Annotated in this window: 15 protein-coding genes; 3 read left to right on the top strand and 12 right to left on the bottom strand. The window is 75.0% G+C overall.

All coding sequences use genetic code 11. From position 1 onward, the window contains the following. The first annotated feature begins 106 nt into the window (after positions 1-106). Complete coding sequence (locus tag AB3388_RS03360) at positions 107-1579, top strand: flavin-containing monooxygenase (RefSeq protein WP_495409337.1); 1473 nt, start codon at positions 107-109, stop codon at positions 1577-1579. Here AB3388_RS03360 and AB3388_RS03355 read toward each other — a convergent pair. The 6 genes from AB3388_RS03355 to eno all read right to left on the bottom strand — a co-directional run bounded on the left by AB3388_RS03355 (position 1567) and on the right by eno (position 7304). Then, a complete protein-coding gene (locus tag AB3388_RS03355) occupies positions 1567-2949 on the bottom strand; it encodes an NAD(P)/FAD-dependent oxidoreductase (RefSeq protein WP_495409336.1) in 1383 nt (460 codons plus the stop codon). The two genes, AB3388_RS03360 and AB3388_RS03355, sit on opposite strands and share 13 nt — an antisense overlap. A 28-nt stretch (positions 2950-2977) precedes the next feature. Further along, entirely contained in the window at positions 2978-3745 is a 768-nt protein-coding gene (locus AB3388_RS03350) for a uracil-DNA glycosylase (protein ID WP_495409335.1), read from the bottom strand. A gap of 213 nt (positions 3746-3958) precedes the next feature. After that, positions 3959-4912: a Ppx/GppA phosphatase family protein gene (locus tag AB3388_RS03345; RefSeq protein WP_495409334.1), complete on the bottom strand. Its 954-nt coding sequence runs from the start codon at positions 4910-4912 to the stop codon at positions 3959-3961. Next, positions 4909-5409, bottom strand: coding sequence for a DUF501 domain-containing protein (locus AB3388_RS03340; RefSeq protein ID WP_495409333.1), 501 nt, complete (start codon positions 5407-5409; stop codon positions 4909-4911). Before AB3388_RS03340 ends, AB3388_RS03345 begins: the two co-directional genes overlap by 4 nt. Continuing rightward, positions 5402-5986: a septum formation initiator family protein gene (locus tag AB3388_RS03335; protein WP_495409332.1), complete on the bottom strand. Its 585-nt coding sequence runs from the start codon at positions 5984-5986 to the stop codon at positions 5402-5404. The genes AB3388_RS03340 and AB3388_RS03335 overlap by 8 nt, the downstream gene beginning before the upstream one ends. Positions 5987-6017: 31 nt before the next feature. Beyond that, entirely contained in the window at positions 6018-7304 is a 1287-nt protein-coding gene (eno, locus tag AB3388_RS03330) for a phosphopyruvate hydratase (RefSeq protein WP_495409331.1), read from the bottom strand. An 80-nt stretch (positions 7305-7384) separates the two neighbouring features. Here eno and AB3388_RS03325 point away from each other — a divergent pair, with 80 nt between their 5' ends. Continuing rightward, the gene (locus AB3388_RS03325) at positions 7385-8353 is read left to right on the top strand and encodes a hypothetical protein (RefSeq protein WP_495409330.1); all 969 of its coding nucleotides are present in this window, start codon (positions 7385-7387) and stop codon (positions 8351-8353) included. Here AB3388_RS03325 and AB3388_RS03320 read toward each other — a convergent pair. The 4 genes from AB3388_RS03320 to AB3388_RS03305 form a co-directional block, all read right to left on the bottom strand. After that, positions 8350-9267 carry a nucleoside triphosphate pyrophosphohydrolase gene (locus AB3388_RS03320; RefSeq protein ID WP_495409329.1) on the bottom strand — a complete coding sequence of 306 codons (918 nt, stop codon included), beginning with the start codon at positions 9265-9267 and terminating at the stop codon, positions 8350-8352. The two genes, AB3388_RS03325 and AB3388_RS03320, sit on opposite strands and share 4 nt — an antisense overlap. A 5-nt stretch (positions 9268-9272) precedes the next feature. Next, positions 9273-10286 (bottom strand): peptidylprolyl isomerase, encoded by a 1014-nt coding sequence (locus AB3388_RS03315; protein ID WP_495409328.1) that lies wholly within the window; start codon positions 10284-10286, stop codon positions 9273-9275. Positions 10287-10386: 100 nt separating this feature from the next. Next, entirely contained in the window at positions 10387-13929 is a 3543-nt protein-coding gene (gene mfd / locus AB3388_RS03310; protein WP_495409327.1) for a transcription-repair coupling factor, read from the bottom strand. Between the two features lie 162 nt (positions 13930-14091). Further along, a complete protein-coding gene (locus AB3388_RS03305; RefSeq protein WP_495409326.1) occupies positions 14092-14550 on the bottom strand; it encodes an FAD synthase family protein in 459 nt (152 codons plus the stop codon). Positions 14551-14902: 352 nt separating this feature from the next. On the opposite strand from AB3388_RS03305, the gene AB3388_RS03300 reads away from it, so the two are divergent. Next, complete coding sequence (locus AB3388_RS03300) at positions 14903-16117, top strand: YveK family protein (RefSeq protein WP_495409325.1); 1215 nt, start codon at positions 14903-14905, stop codon at positions 16115-16117. 373 nt (positions 16118-16490) lie between these two features. Here AB3388_RS03300 and AB3388_RS03295 read toward each other — a convergent pair whose 3' ends face one another. Continuing rightward, the gene (locus AB3388_RS03295) at positions 16491-16766 is read right to left on the bottom strand and encodes a DUF2695 domain-containing protein (protein WP_495409324.1); all 276 of its coding nucleotides are present in this window, start codon (positions 16764-16766) and stop codon (positions 16491-16493) included. Between the two features lie 68 nt (positions 16767-16834). Beyond that, positions 16835-18085, bottom strand: a complete 1251-nt coding sequence (locus AB3388_RS03290; protein ID WP_495409323.1) for an O-antigen ligase family protein — start codon at positions 18083-18085, stop codon at positions 16835-16837. Positions 18086-18202: the final 117 nt, after the last annotated feature.

The following is an 18202-nucleotide window of genomic DNA, read 5'->3' as shown; positions in this document are numbered from 1 at the left end:
TAGCCCGGCGGACGGCGGCCGCCGCCGGCACCGGCCCGCCCTGCCGGGAACCGCCCGAGGAGCGACCTACCGTGTCGGGGAGTTCGCCGTCGTCCCCGGAGGTCCCATGCCGCGCACGCCCCACCCGCCGTCGGTCACGATCATCGGCGCCGGGTTCGGCGGGATCGGGATGGCCGTCCGGCTGCTGCAGGCCGGCGTCCGGGACGTCACGCTGCTCGAGCGGGCCGATCGCGTCGGCGGGGTGTGGGCGGCCAACAGCTATCCGGGCGCGGCCTGCGACGTCCCCGCGTCGCTGTACTCCTTCTCCTTCGCGCCCAGGACCGACTGGACCCGGCGCTACCCGCCGCAGGCGGAGATCCGGCAGTACCTGGAGGACACCGCCCGCCGGTTCGGCGTGCTCGAGCGGACCCGCTTCGGCACCGAGGTGGTCGGCGCCCGCTTCGACGACGCCCGCCGCCGGTGGGTGCTCACCCTCGCCGGCGGCGGCACGCTCGAGGCCGATGTCGTCGTCGCCGCCTGCGGCCAGCTCAGCCGCCCTGCCGTCCCGGCGATCGCGGGGCTGGAGACGTTCGCCGGCACCGCCTTCCACTCCTCGGCCTGGCGGCACGACCACGACCTGACCGGCCGCCGGGTAGCCGTCGTCGGGACCGGCGCGAGCGCGATCCAGTTCGTGCCGCACGTGGCCGAACGGGCCGCCGCGACGACGGTCTTCCAGCTCGACGCACCGCACGTGATCCCGAAGCCCGACCGGCCGTACGGCCCGCGGCTGCGGGCGGCGTTCCGGCGGGTCCCGGGGCTGCTGGCGCTCAACCGGGCCGCCACCTACGTGCAGTACGAGACGCGGGCACTCGGGTTCACCCGCTGGCCCGGCCTGATGACCCTGATCGACAGGCAGGCCCGGGCTCACCTGCGCCGTCAGGTGAGCGACCCCGCCAAGCGCGCGGCGCTGGCCCCGCAGGGGACGCCCGGCTGCAAGCGGATCCTGCTCTCCGACGACTACTACCCGGCCCTGGACCGCCCGTCGGTCGAGGTGGTGACGGCACCCCTCACCGCCATCGGACCGGGCGGGATCCGCACCGCCGACGGCCGCGAGCACCCGGTCGACACGATCGTCTGGGGCACCGGCTTCCGCGCGACCGATTTCCTCGTGCCGATGGCGGTGACCGGCCCCGGCGGGCGCGACCTGCGGCAGGCGTGGGCCAACGGCGCCGAGGCCTACCTCGGCGTCGCGGTGGCCGGCTTCCCGAACTTCTTCCTGCTCTACGGGCCCAACACCAACCTCGGCCACAACTCGATCGTCTACATGCTGGAGAGCCAGATCCGCTACGTCGTCCAGGCGGTGCGCCGGCTGGCCGAGGGCGCCGCGACGGTCGACGTCCGGCCCGAGGTGCAGCGCAGGTTCAACGACTGGGTGCAGGCGCGGATCCACGAGACGGTGTGGGACCGCGGCTGCTCGAGCTGGTACCGCACCGCCTCCGGCCGCAACACCAACAACTGGCCGGACTTCACCTTCGCCTACCGCGCCCGCACCCGTCGGTTCGACCCGGCCGACTACCGGATCGAGCCTCAGCCGGCCTGAGCGCGGGGCTCCGTGGCCTGCGGCGGCGGCGGCAGCGCACCCGGCCGGCCGGTGTTCGCGGCGGACACGAACTCGCGGCGCGGATCTTGCAGCTGGCCGAGGGAGACGACCTCCCGGCGGAACAGCAGTGCCATGGTCCAGTCGGCGACCACCCGGGCCTTGCGGTTGAACGTGGGCAGCCGGCTGACGTGGTAGGTGCGGTGCATGAACCAGGCCACGAAGCCCTTGAGCTTGATCCCGTAGACCTGGGCGACGCCCTTGTACAGGCCCAGGCTGGCCACCGAGCCCGCGTACTCGTGCCGGTAGGGCCGCGGCTCGGCACCGGAGAGGACGGCGACGATGTTGTCGGCCAGCTGCTTGGCCTGCCGGACGGCGTGCTGGGCGTTGGGCGCGGTGGTCGCGGACGGGTCGTCCTTGGTGACGTCCGGGACGGCGGCCAGGTCGCCGGCGGCCCAGGCGCCCTCCCGCCCGCGGACCTGCAGCGTCGGCTCGCACTCGATCCGGCCGCGGCCGTCGATCGGCAGGTCGGTCTCGGCCAGCATCGGGTTGGGCTTGGTGCCCGCCGTCCAGACGAGGGTGTCGCTGGCGAACTGCTCGCCGTCGGAGAGCCGGACCACGCTGTCGTCCGAGATCGACTCGAGCCGGGTGTTGAGCCGGACGTCGATGCCGCGCTCGGTAAGCTGCCGGACCGTCCACGCGGCCATGTCCAGATCGACCTCGGGCATGATCCGGCCCATCGCCTCGACCAGCACCCAGCGCATGTCGGCCGGCGACAGCCGCGGGTAGTAGTGCCGGATCGCGTACCGGGCCATGTCCTCGAGCTCGGCGAGCGCCTCGATGCCGGCGTAGCCCCCGCCGACGAAGGTGAAGGTGAGCGCCCGCCGGCGCACGGCCGGGTCGTCGGTCGAGCTCGCCGCGTCCAGCCGGCCCAGCACGTGGTTGCGCAGGTAGATGGCCTCACCGACGGTCTTGAACCCGATCCCCCGCTCGGCCAGGCCCGGGATCGGCAGCGTCCGGGCCACGGAGCCCGCGGCCATGACCAGGACGTCGTAGGAGAGGTCGAACTCCTTGCCGACCAGCGGGGCCACGTGCGCCTTCCGCTGGGCGTGGGACAGCCCGGTGACCGCGCCGGTGATCACCCGGCAGCGCGGCAGCGTGCGGCGCAGCGGCACAACGACGTGCCGGGGCTCCACCGAGCCGGCGGCCGCCTCGGGCAGGAACGGCTGGTAGGTCATGTGCGGCTGCGGGTCGACCACGACGATCTCGGCCCGCCCGTGGGAGAGCCGCTTCTGCAGCCGCAGAGCGGTGTAGAGGCCGACGTAGCCGCCGCCCACGACGAGGATCACCGGACGCTGCGCTGGCGCACCCATGCGGGGAGCGTAGGGGGCCCGGGCCCGGTCAGGCGACGGTCGCGGCCAACTCGGTGGCCCGGGACAGGACGGCGTCCAGCATCGGCTCGGTGAGCTTGCCGGTGAACGTGTTCTGCTGGCTGACGTGGTAGCTGCCCAGCAGGGTCAGCGGTCCGCGCGGGCCGGCCAGCTCCACCTCCACGCCGTGCCCGAACGCCGGCCGCGGCCGGGGCAGCGCGTAGCCGGCGGCGCCGAGGATCGGCCACAGCGCCGTCCACCCGAACCCGCCGAGGACGACGACGACCCGCAGCCGGGGCAGCAGCGCCAGCTCGCGGGCCAGCCACGGGGCGCAGGTGTCCCGCTCCTCCGGCGTCGGGGCGTTGGCCGGCGGCGCGCAGCGGACCGAGGCGGCCACCCGGACGTCGCTGAGCTCGAGCCCGTCTCCGATGTGCGTGGACGTCGGCTGGTTGGCCAGGCCCGCCCGCCACAGCGCGGCGAAGATCCAGTCGCCGCTGCGGTCGCCGGTGAACACCCGGCCGGTGCGGTTGCCGCCGTGCGCGGCTGGTGCGAGCCCGACGACGGCGATCCGCGCGTCGGGCGGGCCGAGCCCGGGCACCGGCCGGCCCCAGTAGTCCCAGTCGCGGAACGAGGCGCGCTTGACCCGCGCGACCTCCTCCCGCCAGGCGACCAGCCGCGGGCAGGCCCGGCAGCCGGAGACGCGGGCGTCGAGGACCGGCAGCTCGCGGGCGCCCGCCGCCGAGCGCACGACGCCCGCGGCGCTGCGCGTGACCGGGAAGCCGCCGGCGTCGAGCACCACGCCTCGAAGCAGACCACGACCGGCTTGACGACCTCGGCACGGGGTCGGCGATATTCGCTGCGTATGCGTCCGGCCGCATGCGATGGTCGGACGATTCAGCCGGCGCGCTTCGACGAGCCGCCGTGGTTGAGCTGAAGCGGTGTGCGGATCCGGCGCGTTCCCGACGAGGACATGCGCCGTTCCCGCACACTGCTGACCCTCCGGGCGCCCGGTTCAGCCGCGGGCGAGGCGCAGCGCGATGCCGTCGAGGATGTCGTGCTCGCTGACCACGACCTCGTCGATGGCGAAGGCGTCCATGATCACCCGCAGCACCAGCGCGCCGGCGCCGATGACGTCGACCCGGCCGGGGTGCATGACCGGCAGCGCCGCCCGGCGCTCGTGGGAGGCGGTGAGCAGGCCCGCGGTCACCGAGCGGACGGCGCCGACCGGGATCCGCGAGCCGTGGATGGCCACCGGGTCGTAGGCGGGCAGCTGCAGCGCCAGCGCGGCGACGGTGGTCACCGAGCCGGCCAGGCCGACCAGCGAGGCCGCGTCGGCGACCGGCACCTCGTCGACCACGACCGCCAGCGCAGCGCGGATGTCGGCCTCGGTGGCGCCGATCTCGTCGGCGGTCGGCGGGTCGCCGGCCAGGTGCCGCTCGGTGAGCCGCACGCAGCCGATGTCCACCGACCGGGCCGCCCGCACCCCGCTGGAGTCGCCGAGGACGAACTCGGTCGAGCCACCGCCGATGTCGACGACGAGGAACGGCGGCCGCGGCGGCGGGTTGCCGTGCGCCTGCGCCGCCTTGTCGAGGGAGGCGGTGGCGCCGAGGAAGGACAGCTCGGCCTCCTCCCGGCCCGGGACGACGTCGGGCTTCTGGCCGAGCGTGGCGACCACCATGTCCTCGAAGTCCGCCCGGTTGGCGGCGTCCCTGGTGGCGCTGGTGGCGACCATGCGGACGGCGGTGGCGCCCAGCTCGCGGCAGGTCTCGGTGTAGTCGGTGAGCACGCGGCGGGTGCGCTCGATCGCCTCCGGCGCCAGCCGGCCGGTGGCGTCGACGCCCTGCCCGAGCCGGACGATCTCCATCCGGCGGACGAGGTCGGTGTGCGGGCCGCCGTCCTCGGGGACGTCGGCGACCAGCAGGCGCAGCGAGTTGGTGCCGCAGTCGATCGCGGCGACCCGGGTCACTCGTCCTCCCGGGCGCAGGGGCCGTGCGCCCACCACTCCCCCATCTCGGCCACGGCGCGGTCGCCGATCGGGTTGACCCCGGAGCCGGCGGCGAGCGCGTGCCCGGCGAGGGCGTGCAGGCACTTGACCCGGTCGGGCATGCCGCCGGCGGTGGTGCGGGTGGGCAGCTCGCCGCGGGCGTCCCGCTCGGCGAGGTAGGCCTCGTGCGCGGCGCGGTAGCCCGCCGCCAGCTCCGGGTCGGTGGCCAGCTCCGCCTGCCACTCGCGCATCCGGCCGGCCGCCTCGAGCCGGCTGGCCGCCGCGGTCGCCCGCGGGCAGGTCAGGTAGTACAGCGTCGGGAACGGGGTGCCGTCCTCCAGCCGCGGCGACGTCTCGACCACGTCGGGCTGCCCGCAGGGGCAGCGGTGGGCGACGGTGACCAGGGCGCGGGGCGGCCGGCCGAGCTGGCGGGCCACGATCTCCCGCTCGGCGGGGGTGACGGGGGTGCGCTCAGCCACCGGACCCCGCAGGGTCGCCGTCGGCCGTCGCGAGGGACTCCATGAGCCCCTCGTACCACGGCGGCCGCTCGGCCGAACCGCTCTCGCCGGACGGCAGCGTGCCGGCGTCGCCCTCGACGGTGCGCCCGTCGACGACGACGACCAGCCGGTCGTCGGGCAGCACGAAGGTGAGCCGCTCGCGCGCCTCCCGGACGGTGTAGGCCGGGTCGGCCTGGCGTTCGAGCTGGTCCTGCAGCTCCTGCGCGCGCTGCTCGAGCCGGCTGCGCTCGGCGGCCAGCTCCACCAGCTGGGCCCGGCCGGCGAGGAACTGGCGGACCGGCCCGGCGAGGGTGAGCGCGAGCAGCAGCACGAGCGCGCCGAGCAGCACCGCCCGGCCGGTGAACAGCGGCCGGCGCCGGGCGGCGCCACTGCGCCCGGGCCGCCGTCCCGAGCGCCGCTGGCCCGGCCGGCTCGGCGCGGTGGAGCGGGCGCTGCGGACCGGGCCGGTGTGCACCGGCCCGGTCGCGCGGGAGACCCCCCGGCCGGCGGCCCGCCGGGCCGCAGGCGCCGCGCCGCGGCGGCCGCGGACGCTGCTCATCGGTGTCGTGGGCCCATCGGCGGATCGGACCTCACGCGTCGGGCGCGGCCAGCCGCGGGAAGGCCGCGGCACCGGCGTAGCGCGCGGCGTCGTCCAGCTCCTCCTCGATCCGCAGCAGCTGGTTGTACTTGGCCACCCGCTCGCTGCGCGCCGGGGCGCCGGTCTTGATCTGCCCGCAGTCGGTGGCCACCGCCAGGTCGGCGATCGTGGTGTCCTCGGTCTCGCCCGAGCGGTGGCTCATCATGCAGCGGTAGCCGTTGCGGTGCGCCAGGTTCACCGCGTCGAGGGTCTCGGTCAGGGTGCCGATCTGGTTGACCTTGACCAGCAGCGCGTTCGCCGCGCCCCGGGCGATGCCGTCGGCCAGGCGCGCGGGGTTGGTGACGAACAGGTCGTCGCCGACCAGCTGCACGCGCTCGCCGAGGGCGTCGGTCAGGGCGATCCAGCCGTCCCAGTCCTCCTCGGACAGCGGGTCCTCGATCGAGACGATCGGGTAGGCCTCGACCAGCCCGGTGTAGTACTCCGCCATCTCGGCCGACGACAGCTTCCTGCCCTCGAAGGCGTAGGCGCCGTCGGTGTGGAACTCGGTCGCGGCGACGTCGAGGGCGAAGACGACGTCGCGGCCGACGGAGTACCCGGCCTGCTCGACGGCGCGGCCGATGAGGTCCAGCGCCGCCCGGTTGCTCGACAGGTTCGGGGCGAAGCCGCCCTCGTCGCCGAGGCCGGTGGACAGCCCGTCCTTCTTCAGCACGGCCTTGAGCGCGTGGTAGGTCTCGGTGCCCATCGCCAGCGCCTCGGCGAAGGTCGCGGCGCCGATCGGGGCGATCATGAACTCCTGCACGTCGACGTTGCTGTCGGCGTGGGCGCCGCCGTTCAGGATGTTCATCATCGGCACCGGCAGCAGGTGCGCCGACGGGCCGCCGACGTAGCGGAACAGCGGCAGGGCGGCGGCGTCGGCCGCCGCCTTCGCCACGGCGAGGCTCACACCGAGGAGGGCGTTGGCGCCGAGCCGCGACTTGTCCGGCGTCCCGTCGAGGTCGATCAGGCGCTGGTCGATGAGCCGCTGCTCGCTGGCGTCATAGCCGACGAGCTCCGGGCCGATGACGTCGAGCACGCCGTCGACGGCCTTGGTCACCCCCTTGCCGCCGTAGCGCTCACCCCCGTCGCGCAGCTCCACGGCCTCGAAGGCGCCGGTCGAGGCGCCGCTGGGGACCGCCGCGCGGGCGATCGTCCCGTCGTCGAGGGCGACCTCGACCTCCACGGTGGGGTTTCCGCGCGAGTCGAGGATCTCCCGCGCGCCTACGGCGTCGATGCTGGGCACGAGTGGCAGCCTAGCCAGCCCGGCGGCCCGCCACCGCCAGCCGCGTCGAAGTGGATCGCCGCCTGCCACGATGGGCGGTGATGAGCACTCCCGCCGCGCCACCCCGGCCGCACCGGCGAGCCGCGGCCCAGCTGCTGCTCGGCTACCTGCCGCTGCTCACGGTGGGCGTCGTCCTGCTCGCCGTCCTGGCCGTGCGGCTGTCGGCGGCGCGGGAGCCGCTGGCCGCCGCCACCGCCACGGCGACCGCGAGCGTCGTGGACGCGGGGCAGCCGCCCGAGGGACGCGGCGTGTCGGTGACCTTCGAGGACGACGACGGTGCTCGGCGTGCAGGGGTGCTGGTGCTGCACGACCCGATCCAGGTCGAGGCCGGGCGCCAGGTCACCGTGCAGTACGACCCGGCCTCCCCCGCCGACGACACGGCGGTGTACGCCAACGGCGACGCCGCGCACCGCGCGGTCGAGGACGTGCTGTTCGGGATCGTCGCGACCCTGTTCGTCGTCCTGCTCGCCTCGCTGGTGACCGGGGTGCGGTTCCTCGCCCGCCGGCGGCTGCGCCGCGCCCCGCTCACCGACGCCACGGCCAGCCGGGTCGTCGTCCGCCAGGGGCTCGTCGTGCGCAGCTGGCTGGAGCTGGCCACCGCCCGCGGGGAGCGCTGGGTGCCCGTGCACTGGTCGCCGGAGCTCGCGGCGCTGGAGCCGGACAGCCCGATCGAGCTGCGCGGGGACGTCGCCGGGCGGGCGGTGCTGCCGGTGGTGGACGGCGCCGAGGTGTGGCCGTCGGGCCGGCTGCGGTCGCGGGCGCCGCGCGGCGAGCGCCGGGTGGCCGTGCCGGCCGACGCACCGACGCGGCCGGCGACCTGGGGCCGCCAGGTGCGCAGCGACCTCGTCGTGGTGTTCGCCGCGCCGCTGCTGGGGCTGCTCTGGGCCTACGTCGACGGCAGCGGGGTGGGAGGGTTCGTCTTCGCCACCGCGCTGTCGGCCGCCCTGCTGTTCTGGCTGGCCCAGCTGCTCGGCTCCGACCCGAGCCCGCCCGAGCGCCGGGGGCTCTAGCCCGGAGAACCGGCGGCGGCGTCCAGCTCGCCGGCGTAGCGGCGGACGGCCTCGCGCAGCGCGTCCTCGGCGTCCCAGCCGCGGCCGGTGGCGGCGACGACCAGGCCGAACAGCTGCTCGCCGAGCGCCTCCGGGCTGTCGACGGACAGCTCGGCCGGCGCCGGGGTGGGCAGCCCGGCGCGCCCGGCCCGGCGCACCAGGGCGGCGCCCCACGAGGCGGCCGGCTGCGAGCGGGAGACCCCCTCGGTCGGCGACCGGCGCTGCTTCTCGGCCTTCTTGATCTCCTCCCAGCCCGCCTCGACCTGCGCGACGTCGCGGGGGCCGGCGTCCCCGAAGACGTGCGGATGCCGGCGCACCAGCTTGTCGACCAGGTCGCCGGCGACGTCGTCGATGTCGAACCGCCGTCCCGGCCCGGCCTCGGCGCCGAGCCGGGCGTGGAAGACGACCTGCAGCAGCACGTCGCCGAGCTCCTCGCGCATCGCGGGGGCGTCGTCGTCGACGATCGCGTCGTAGGCCTCGTGCGCCTCCTCCAGCAGGTATCCGCGCAGGGAGGCGTGGGTCTGCTCGGCGTCCCACGGGCAGCCGCCGGGCGAGCGCAGGCGGTCCATCACCCGCACGACGTCGAGCAGCCGGGCGCCGGGCGGCTCGGGCGCCCCGGCCACGAGGGGGACGCCGGGCAGGTCGGCCAGCTCCGCCGCGGTGGCCAGGCACACGACGTCGTCCGGGCGGCCGAGGGCGGTCGCGGCGCCGTCGACGTCCTCGACCGGCACGTCCGCCGCCCGCAGCGCGTCCGCGGCCGCGGCGGCGCCGGGCAGCGCCAGCACCGGGCGGTCGCCCGTGACGGCGCGCCAGCCGGCCGGCGCGAGCAGCTCCGGCAGCCGCGCGCTGACCTCGACGACGAGCGCGACCGGCACGCCGATCAGCCCCCGGTCGTGCCCGACGGGGTGGCGGGCGCCCCGCTGCTCCCGGTGGAGTCGTCCTGGAGGATGTCCACGACGCCGTCCTCACCCTCGACGACGGCGTTCTCCTGCAGGACGCCGTAGCGCGGGTTGACCCGGACGTCGAGGTCGTCGCGGAAGTCCCGCACGGCCTTCTGCGCCTGGTCGTCGACGGCGGACTCGGCGGCGGCCTGCAGGTCCGGCCGGACGTCCTCGAACGACCGCACGGTGGCGTCGGCGACGAAGGTCACCACCACGCCTGCGCCCTGGACCGGCACGCTGAAGGCGCTGCCCGGCTGCGCGGCGCGCACCTGGTCGGCGACCACCGACGGGATCTGGTCGGCGCTGCGCGGCTCGGGCTGCGGCAGGGTGATCTGGCTGGGGAAGGCGGCGGCCGCTGCCGCGTAGCTCGCCGGGTCCGCCGTCAGCTGGGCCACCACGGCGTCGGCCGTGGCCTGGTCGGGCACGGCGATGAACCCGAGCGTGTACTGCTGGTACTGGTCGCGGTTCTGCTCGTACTGGTCGCGCAGCGCCGCCTCCGAGAGCGGGTCGTCCAGCCCCTCCGCCGCGGCGATCTTCTGCCGCACGAGCTGCTGGCGGACGTTCTCGAAGACGTCCTGGCGGGAGATGCCCTGGGCGGCCAGCTGGGCGTAGACGGTGTCCGGGTCGTTGCCGGCGAGCAGGGTGTCGATGCGGTCGCGCACCTCGTCGTCGGTGACGGTGACGTCCCAGTGGTCGGCGGCCGCCGCGTACACCTCCTCGCCCACGAGCAGGCCGAGGACCTGGCGGGCGAACGCGTCCTGGTCGTTCTCCGCGAACGTGGCGATGGCGTCGTCCTCGAGCCGGGTGTCGATCGCGGTCTGCAGCTCCGCGACGGTGATCGTCTCCTCGCCGACGTAGGCGGCGACGTTGGGCGAGGTCCGGCAGCCGGCCAGCCCCGCGACGGCGAGGACGGCGGCGGCCCCGGTCAGGACGATCCGGGGAACTCGACGCATGTGCACGCCGCGAGACTCCCACACGCGGTGTGGCGCGCCTCGCATGCACCGGGTGTTGCGGAGTGTGGGGGCGCAGGTTTCCTGCGCTCCCACACTCCGACTAGCTCGCGGCCTTGACCGGTTGCTCGAGGACCGAGGTGAGCAGCGCGTGCAGGTTCTCCAGCAGCGCGACGTCGCGCAGGGGGGTGCGCCGGTCCGAACCGACCGGCACCTTGAGCGAGATCGTCTCGACCGCCGCCTTGTAGGTCGCGCCGTCGGCCAGCCTGGCCAGCCGCATCTGCTTCGACTCCGGCAGCGGGACCGGCGAGATCCGGATGGCGCGGCCCTGCAGGGAGACCTCGGTGACCCCGAACTTCCGCATGGCCGCGCGGAAGCGGGCGACCGCCAGCAGGTTGAGCACCGGCGCCGGCGGGGCGCCGTAGCGGTCGGTGAGCTCGTCGAGCACGGCGGCGGCCTGGTCGTCGTCCTGGACCGAGGCGACCTTGCGGTAGGCCTCCATGCGCAGCCGCTCCCCCGGCACGTAGTCGTGCGGCAGGTGGGCGTCGACCGGCAGGTCGACCCGGACCTCCAGCGGCTCGGCCGGCGCCTCCTCGCCGCTGATCTGCGCGCGGTAGTCGGCGACCGCCTCGCCGACCAGCCGCACGTAGAGGTCGAAGCCGACCCCGGCGATGTGCCCGGACTGCTCACCGCCGAGCAGGTTGCCCGAGCCGCGGATCTCGAGGTCCTTCATCGCCACGGCCATGCCGGCGCCGAGGTCGGTGTTGTGCGCGATCGTGGTCAGCCGGTCGACCGAGGTCTCGGTCAGCGGCCGGGTGGGGTCGTAGGTGAAGTAGGCGTAGGCCCGCTCGCGGCCACGGCCGACGCGGCCGCGGATCTGGTGCAGCTGGGAGAGGCCGAAGGTGTCGGCGCGGTCGACGATCAGGGTGTTGGCGTTCGGGATGTCCAGGCCGGACTCGACGATCGTCGTCGCGACCAGGACGTCGTACTCCTTCTCCCAGAAGCCGACCATGATCCGCTCGAGCTCGTGCTCCTTCATCTGCCCGTGGCCGACCGCGACCCGCGCCTCGGGCACCAGGTTGCGGATCTTCGCCGCCGCCTTGTCGATCGACTGCACCCGGTTGTGGATGACGAACACCTGGCCGTCGCGCAGCAGCTCGCGGCGGATCGCGGCGGCCATCTGCTTGTCGTCCCACGCACCGACGTAGGTCAACACCGGGTGCCGCTCCTCCGGCGGGGTCAGGATCGTCGACATCTCCCGGATGCCGGTCAGCGACATCTCCAGCGTGCGCGGGATCGGCGTGGCCGACATCGACAGGACGTCGACCGCCGTCCGCATGGTCTTCAGGTACTCCTTGTGCTCGACCCCGAAGCGCTGCTCCTCGTCGACGATGACCAGCCCGAGGTCCTTGAACCGGGTGGTCGGCTGCAGCAGCCGGTGGGTGCCGACCAGGATGTCGACGGTCCCCGCGGCGAGCTCCTCGAGGATCTGCCGCGACTCGGCGTCGGACTGGAAGCGGGAGAGCACCCGCACCGTCACCGGGAACTGCGCGACCCGCTCGGAGAAGGTCTTGAAGTGCTGGTTGGCCAGCAGCGTCGTCGGCACCAGGACGGCGACCTGCTTGCCGTCCTGTACCGCCTTGAAAGCCGCCCGGACCGCGATCTCGGTCTTCCCGTAGCCGACGTCGCCGCAGATGATCCGGTCCATCGGCACCGGCTGCTGCATGTCCGCCTTGACCTCGTCGATGGCGGCGAGCTGGTCGGGGGTCTCGTGGAAGGGGAAGGCGTCCTCGAGCTCGCGCTGCCAGACGGTGTCGGGACCGAACACGTGGCCCTTGGTCGCCATCCGCGCCGAGTACAGCCGGATCAGCTCGGCGGCGATCTGCTTGACCGCCTTGCGGGCCTGGCCCTTGGTCTTCTGCCAGTCCGCGCCGCCGAGCTTGGACAGCGCCGGGGACTCCCCGCCGACGTAGCGGGTCAGCTGGTCGAGCGCGTCGGTGGGCACGAACAGCCGGTCCGGCGGCTGGTTCCGCTTGGACGGCGCGTACTCGACGATCAGGTAGTCGCGCTGCCCGCCGTTGACGGTGCGGCTGACCATCTCGACGTAGCGCCCGATGCCGTGGTGCTCGTGCACGACCAGGTCGCCGGGCTGCAGCTGCACCAGGTCGACGGCGTTGCGCCGCCGCGCGGGCATCTTGACCGCGTCGCGCATCGTCGTCCCGCGCGAGCCGGTGAGGTCGTGCTCGGTGAGCAGCGCCAGCCCGACGCCGGGGAAGGCGAAGCCGGTCTCCAGGTTGCCCTGGGTGACGTGGGTCAGGCCCGCGTCGGGGGCGGCGGCGATGTCGGGCACCAGCCGGACACCGAGGTCGGCCTCGGTGAACTGGTCGGCGGCACGCTGCGCGGGGCCGGGGCCGGCGAAGGTGACGACCACCCGCCAGCCGTCGCGGTGCCAGGCGCGCTGCTGCTCGACGGCCTTGCCCTGGTCGCCGTGGAAGCGTTCGACGGTGGTGGCGTCGAGGGTGACCTGCGTGTCGTCGTCCTCGGCCTGGAGGGTGAAGGCGCCCGTCGTCCACCACGGCAGGCCGCGGCCGCGGGCGGCGGCCTCGACCTCGGCCAGGTCGCGGAAGGACGACGCCCCGAGGTCCAGCGGCGCCTCGCCGGCCTCGGCCGCGGTGGCCCAGGACGCGGCGAGGAACTCCTCGGCGGTGCGCACGAGGTCGGCGGCGCGGCTGCGCACCCGCTCCGGATCGCAGACCAGCACGTGCGTGCCGCGGGGCACCAGGTCGGTGAGCAGGTCCATCCGCCCGGTGATCAGGGCCGGCGTCAGCGACTCCATCCCCTCGACGGCGATGCCCTCGGCCAGCTTGCCCAGGATCTCCAGCAGGCCGGGATGGAGGGCGGCCAGCGCGGCCGCGCGGGCGCGCACCTCGTCGGTGAGCAGCAGCTCGCGGCACGGCGGGGCCCACAGCCGGTCGGGCCGCTCGTCGAGGGAGCGCTGGTCGGCCGCGGAGAAGTAGCGCAGCTCGTCGACCTCGTCGCCCCAGAACTCGACGCGGACGGGGTGCGGCTCGGTCGGCGGGAAGACGTCGAGCAGGCCACCGCGGACGGCGAACTCACCGCGCTTCTCGACCAGCTCGACCCGGGTGTAGGCGGCGTCGACGAGCGCGCGGGCGACGTCGTCGAGCTCGGCGGCGTCGCCCGGCTTCAGCTCGACCGGGGTGAGGTCGCCCAGCCCGGGAGCGAGCGGCTGCAGCACGCTGCGCACGGGCGCGACGAGGACGTCGATGGTCCCGTTGGCGCCGGGATGGGTCAGGTCGCGCAGCACCGCCAGCCGGCGGCCGACGGTGTCGGCGCGGGGCGAGAGCCGCTCGTGCGGCAGGGTCTCCCAGGCGGGGAAGGTCTCCACCCGGCGCTGGGGCAGGAAGCAGCGCAGCGCGTCGGCGGTGGCGTCGGCGTCGCGCTCGCCGGCGGTGACGACGAGCACCGGCACGCCGGCGCCGGTGTCGGTCGCCGCCAGCGCCGCGGCGACCAGCGGCTGGACCGGCGGCGGTGCGGTGACGGCCAGCTCGGCGGCCCCGGCCGAGGCGACGACGCGCGCCATGCCGGGATCGGTGAGGACGACGTCCAGCACGCCGCGCAACGTCACGGGGATGTTCCTCCTGGGGTGGGGAGGCCGCGGCGCCGGACGCGGCGGGGGCCGGTTCCCAGGTTATCCCCGGGAACCGGCCCCCCGCCGTCCTCGGCGAAGGACCCCGCTGCCCCCCATGACTCGCAAGCGCGCCATGGGCCCCTGCAGCGGGGCCGCTGGTCAGGAGGTGAGGGCGCGGGCCACGCGGCCCACCGGCTCCTGGGCGTCGATGGCCACCAGCGCCTTGCGCAGGATCGTGCTCGAGGTGTGCATGGTGTACGGGAAGTACCGCACCTCGACGCCGACCGCGGCGAAGTCGAGCTCGAGCTTCTGCCCCTTGGGCGTCCCCCGCCAGTCGTCGCCCTTGAAGATCACGTCGAAGCCGACCTGGCGCCAGGTGTCGATCTTGTCGGGCACGACCTCGGCGTGCACGTCGTCCACGAAGCGCAGGTTGCGGACGATCTCCAGGCGCTCGGCCAGCGGGATCACCGGCAGCTTGCCCTTGCTCTGCAGCAGCATCTCGTCGGAGACGACCCCGACGATCAGCCGGTCGCAGTGCTCCTTGGCGTGCTTGAGGATGTTCAGGTGCCCGATGTGGAACAGGTCGTAGGCACCGGGCGCATACCCGATCACGGTCATTCTCGTTCTCCCCCGTTGCGTTCTGCGGTCCGCGCCGGCGGCACGCATCCACCTGACTGTGAGTGATGTCAGATGACGCCTGCAGACGCTCGACGGCTTTCCGACCAGGGAAATTACGGGAACAGAGGTGACGCAGGGTGAGGTTCGCCGGTCACTTCACCCGTTCGGATGCGGCTGCGGCAGGGGCCGGTGCCGTCGCCCGCCCCGAACGGGTGACCTCGCCCGCGGAACGTCCGGGAACGCCCTGTTCGGCCTCTAGCATCCGGAACTCGAGAGGCTCACGGACAGCGGGGGTGCCGGCCTCGGAGCACTGCTCCCGGCTGCCCTGTGACAGGCAGCATCGGGGACGGTTATGGAACTGACGGACTACCTTGCCGCGATTCGTCGCTACTGGCTCACCTGGGTCGGCATCACCGTGCTCGGCGTCGTCCTGGGCGCGGCCGCCTTCCAGCTGACGCCGCGCACCTACGAGGCGACGGCGCAGGTCTTCGTGTCGGTGTCGCCGTCGATCCCGAACAGCGCGCAGTTCGTCGCGCAGCGGGTCAAGACCTACCCCGACGTCGCCGTGAGCGCCGCCGTGCTCCGGCCGGTGATCGATCAGCTCGGCCTCGACGAGAGCCTCGCCGAGCTGCAGGGCCGGGTGGCCGCGGACGTCCCGGTGGACACCTCGCAGGTGCAGGTGACCGTGTCCGGCGGCGACCCGCGGGAGGCCGCGGAGATCGCCAACGCCGTCAGCGACGAGCTGACCGCCGTCGTGGAGGAGCTGGAGACGCCGTCGTCCGGCAACCGACCGGTGACGCTCACGGTGAGCGACCCGGCCTCGGTGCCGACCCACCCCGTCTCCCCCGTCGCGCTCTACGACCTCGGCCTGGGCCTGGCCGTGGGCCTGTTCCTGGGCCTGGCCGTGGCCGTCGTCCGCAGCCGCCTGGACACCACCGTGCACACCGAGCAGGACGTGCTCCGCGCCTGGGGCACCGAATCGGTCGTGGAGGTGCTCGCGCCGCGCCGCGGCCGGGCCCGCCGCAGCGCCCTGACCGGGCGGTCGGCCACCGAGCTGGCCCGCCGGCTGGAGTTCACCGCCGGGGGACGGCGGCTGCGCGTCGTCCTGGTCTCGCCCTCGCCGGCGGACAAGGCCGCGCCGCGCGCGCTGGCCGACGAGGTCGCCGGCGAGCTGAGCCGGCGCCGGCTGCCCACCACGGTCACCGGCCCGGAGGCCGCCGCCCGCGCGTCGGCGGAGGAGGGTCCCGGCGTCCAGCTCACGGTGGCCGACCCGCTCGCACCGCTGTCCTTCTGGCGCCAGGTGGCCGAGCACTACGACGGCGTGGTCCTGGTGGCCGCCGCCGGCCGGGTGGACGCCGCCGAGCTGCAGGAGATGCGCGTGCTGCTGCGCGCGACCGGCGTGCAGACCCTCGCCGTCGTCGTCACGCCGCGGCGCACCCGCCCGGCGCCGGCGGCCGCCCAACCCGTCGCGGCCGACCGGACGGCGGCCGCGGCGCCGGCGCCCCGCCCGGGCAACGCCCGGCCGGCGCGGGCCGAGGCCGGCGAGCCGGCGCGCACCGGCCGCTGACCGGAACGGGCGCCTAGGCACCTGTCCTGCGCATTCGGTGCGCCGCGACCGCTGCCGGCATCCCTCGACGGCCCCACTCTGGGCGACTCGGTGGCGACCCCGTCGAGATTCGCGGTCTCGTGGCTACCCGGCCCCGGAAGCCACGAGACCGCGCACCTCGCCGCGCGGACAGGGCGCCCCGAAGCGGCCCACCGTGGGACACCGCTTGGACCCCCGGCGATGCTCCGGCGGGAGCGCCGTCTCGAGGCGACGGAGGGCGCAGAGGCCGGGTTTCACACGCTGGAACCCGGCTCCAGCGCACTTCGTTCGCGTTGTCTCCGAGGCCGCCTGCAGGGACGCGTGTGGCGGCGCACAAGATCAGACAGGACGGGCCCTAGGCCGACCGGACCGGCGGGAAGACCTCGTCGACGTCGACGTTCATCGCGACCTCGCAGTCGCAGAAGCCGCCGTACTCCTCGAGGCCTGCGCGCAGCCGGGCCGGGTCCACGCCCTCCCGGACGGCCCAGGCGTCGGTCGCCGCACGGGTGAGGCCGCAGCCGTCGCTCGCCACGGCGGAGTCCACGTGCGCGAGCAGGGCCGTCAGCTGGCCCCGGTCCAGGGGCAGCCGAGCCGGCCCCGCAGCCCGCTCCGCCCAGTCCGTCGACGCCATCGCCTCGCCCCCTCCGATCCGGCCCGACGTCCTCATCGGCAGGCAGCGGGAAGGGTCGTACGGGCGGGTCACCGCCCCGCGGCCTCCAGCGGGCGGGCGGGCGCCTCCGGCGCGGAGCGCAGCTCGTCGGACAGCCGGTCGCGGGAGCCGCCCTCGGCCAGCAGCGACACCGCGAAGAAGGCCAGGAAGGCCGGTGTCGCGTCGAACAGGCCGCTCTCCAGCAGGCTGCGGCCGACCACGAACACGACGACGCCGAGGAACAGCACGCGGTGCGGGTGCGGGGCGCGCAGCGCACCGCGCAGCACCCAGAGCACCCAGCCGACCGCGACCAGCAGGCCCAGCACGCCGGCCTGCACCAGCAGGGACACCCAGCTGCTGTCCAGCGGCTGCTCGTTCCACCACTGGCCCTTGACCTCGATGATCTTCACCGACAGGCCGCCGCCGAACACCAGCTGCCAGCCCGTCTCCGCCCAGGTGGCGGCGGCCCGCCAGGCGATGAAGCGGGAGTCGAGGGTGCTGGTGCCGGTGCCGTCGCGCTCGGCGAACGAGGTCAGCACCCCGGTGCTCAGCACCGCGACCGCCCCGGCGGCCGCCACCACGAGGGCGCCGACGACGAGTCCCACACGGGCCCGGCGGATGTGCAGCGCCATCACGGCGATCGCGACGACCAGCATGAGCAGACCGGTCCGCGAGCCGGTGACCCAGATGACGCCCAGGGCCGCCACCGCGGCGCCGGTCCGCAGCCACCCGGCCTCACCGAGGACGGTGCGCCAGGCGACGTACAGGACGACGACGCCGGCCAGCAGGGCCAGCTCGTTCGGGCTCAGCGGCGGCACGCCCCCGGCCAGCCGCCCGGAGGACAGGGTGGGCGCCCCGGTCACCGCCGCGGCCAGCCCGACGGTGCCGCAGGCCAGCGCGAGCGCGGAGAACGCCTCGCCGACGGTGGCCGTCCGGAGGAGGAAGAAGACCGTCAGCGCCAGGACGGCCACGCGGACGCCGACCAGCCCACCGGCCGCCGGCGTGCCGTGGGTCAGCGCCCCGAACACCGAGCCGCCGAGCAGGGTGGCCAGCACCCACAGCGAGCCGGTGCCCAGCGCCCGCCGGGTCCCTGCCTGGGCGGCCAGGAACGCGATCAGCAGCGCCACGGCGGACAGGCCGCCCTTGGCCAGGACGACGGGGTCCAGCGAGCCCGAGAAGTACTGCGCACGGCGCCAGCCGACCGTGCTGGCCACGAGCAGGAACGCCACGAGGAGCTGTCCCAGCCGACCGGAGGGGAAGCCCGGCCGCATGCCGCCCCTGCCGGAGGCCTCGTTGGTCACGCCGCGGGATGCTACGGGCACGCGCCGTCCACGAGGGGCGAAACACGGGGAATATCAGGCTTACGGAGGACCGCGGCGGCGCACCGGGGGCGGAATGGCGAACTCCCCGCCATTCCT

The organism is Geodermatophilus sp. SMS 5-13 (genome assembly GCF_059428245.1).
This window is presented reverse-complemented; position numbering and strand designations above follow the sequence as displayed.

Coding starts and splice junctions, on each gene's coding strand:
- AB3388_RS03360 (WP_495409337.1), top strand. CDS start 107: ATGCCGCGCACGCCCCACCCGCCGTCGGTCACGATCATCGGCGCCGGG.
- AB3388_RS03355 (WP_495409336.1), bottom strand. CDS start 2,949: ATGGGTGCGCCAGCGCAGCGTCCGGTGATCCTCGTCGTGGGCGGCGGC.
- AB3388_RS03335 (WP_495409332.1), bottom strand. CDS start 5,986: ATGAGCAGCGTCCGCGGCCGCCGCGGCGCGGCGCCTGCGGCCCGGCGG.
- AB3388_RS03325 (WP_495409330.1), top strand. CDS start 7,385: ATGAGCACTCCCGCCGCGCCACCCCGGCCGCACCGGCGAGCCGCGGCC.
- AB3388_RS03315 (WP_495409328.1), bottom strand. CDS start 10,286: ATGCGTCGAGTTCCCCGGATCGTCCTGACCGGGGCCGCCGCCGTCCTC.
- AB3388_RS03305 (WP_495409326.1), bottom strand. CDS start 14,550: ATGACCGTGATCGGGTATGCGCCCGGTGCCTACGACCTGTTCCACATC.
- AB3388_RS03300 (WP_495409325.1), top strand. CDS start 14,903: ATGGAACTGACGGACTACCTTGCCGCGATTCGTCGCTACTGGCTCACC.
- AB3388_RS03295 (WP_495409324.1), bottom strand. CDS start 16,766: ATGGCGTCGACGGACTGGGCGGAGCGGGCTGCGGGGCCGGCTCGGCTG.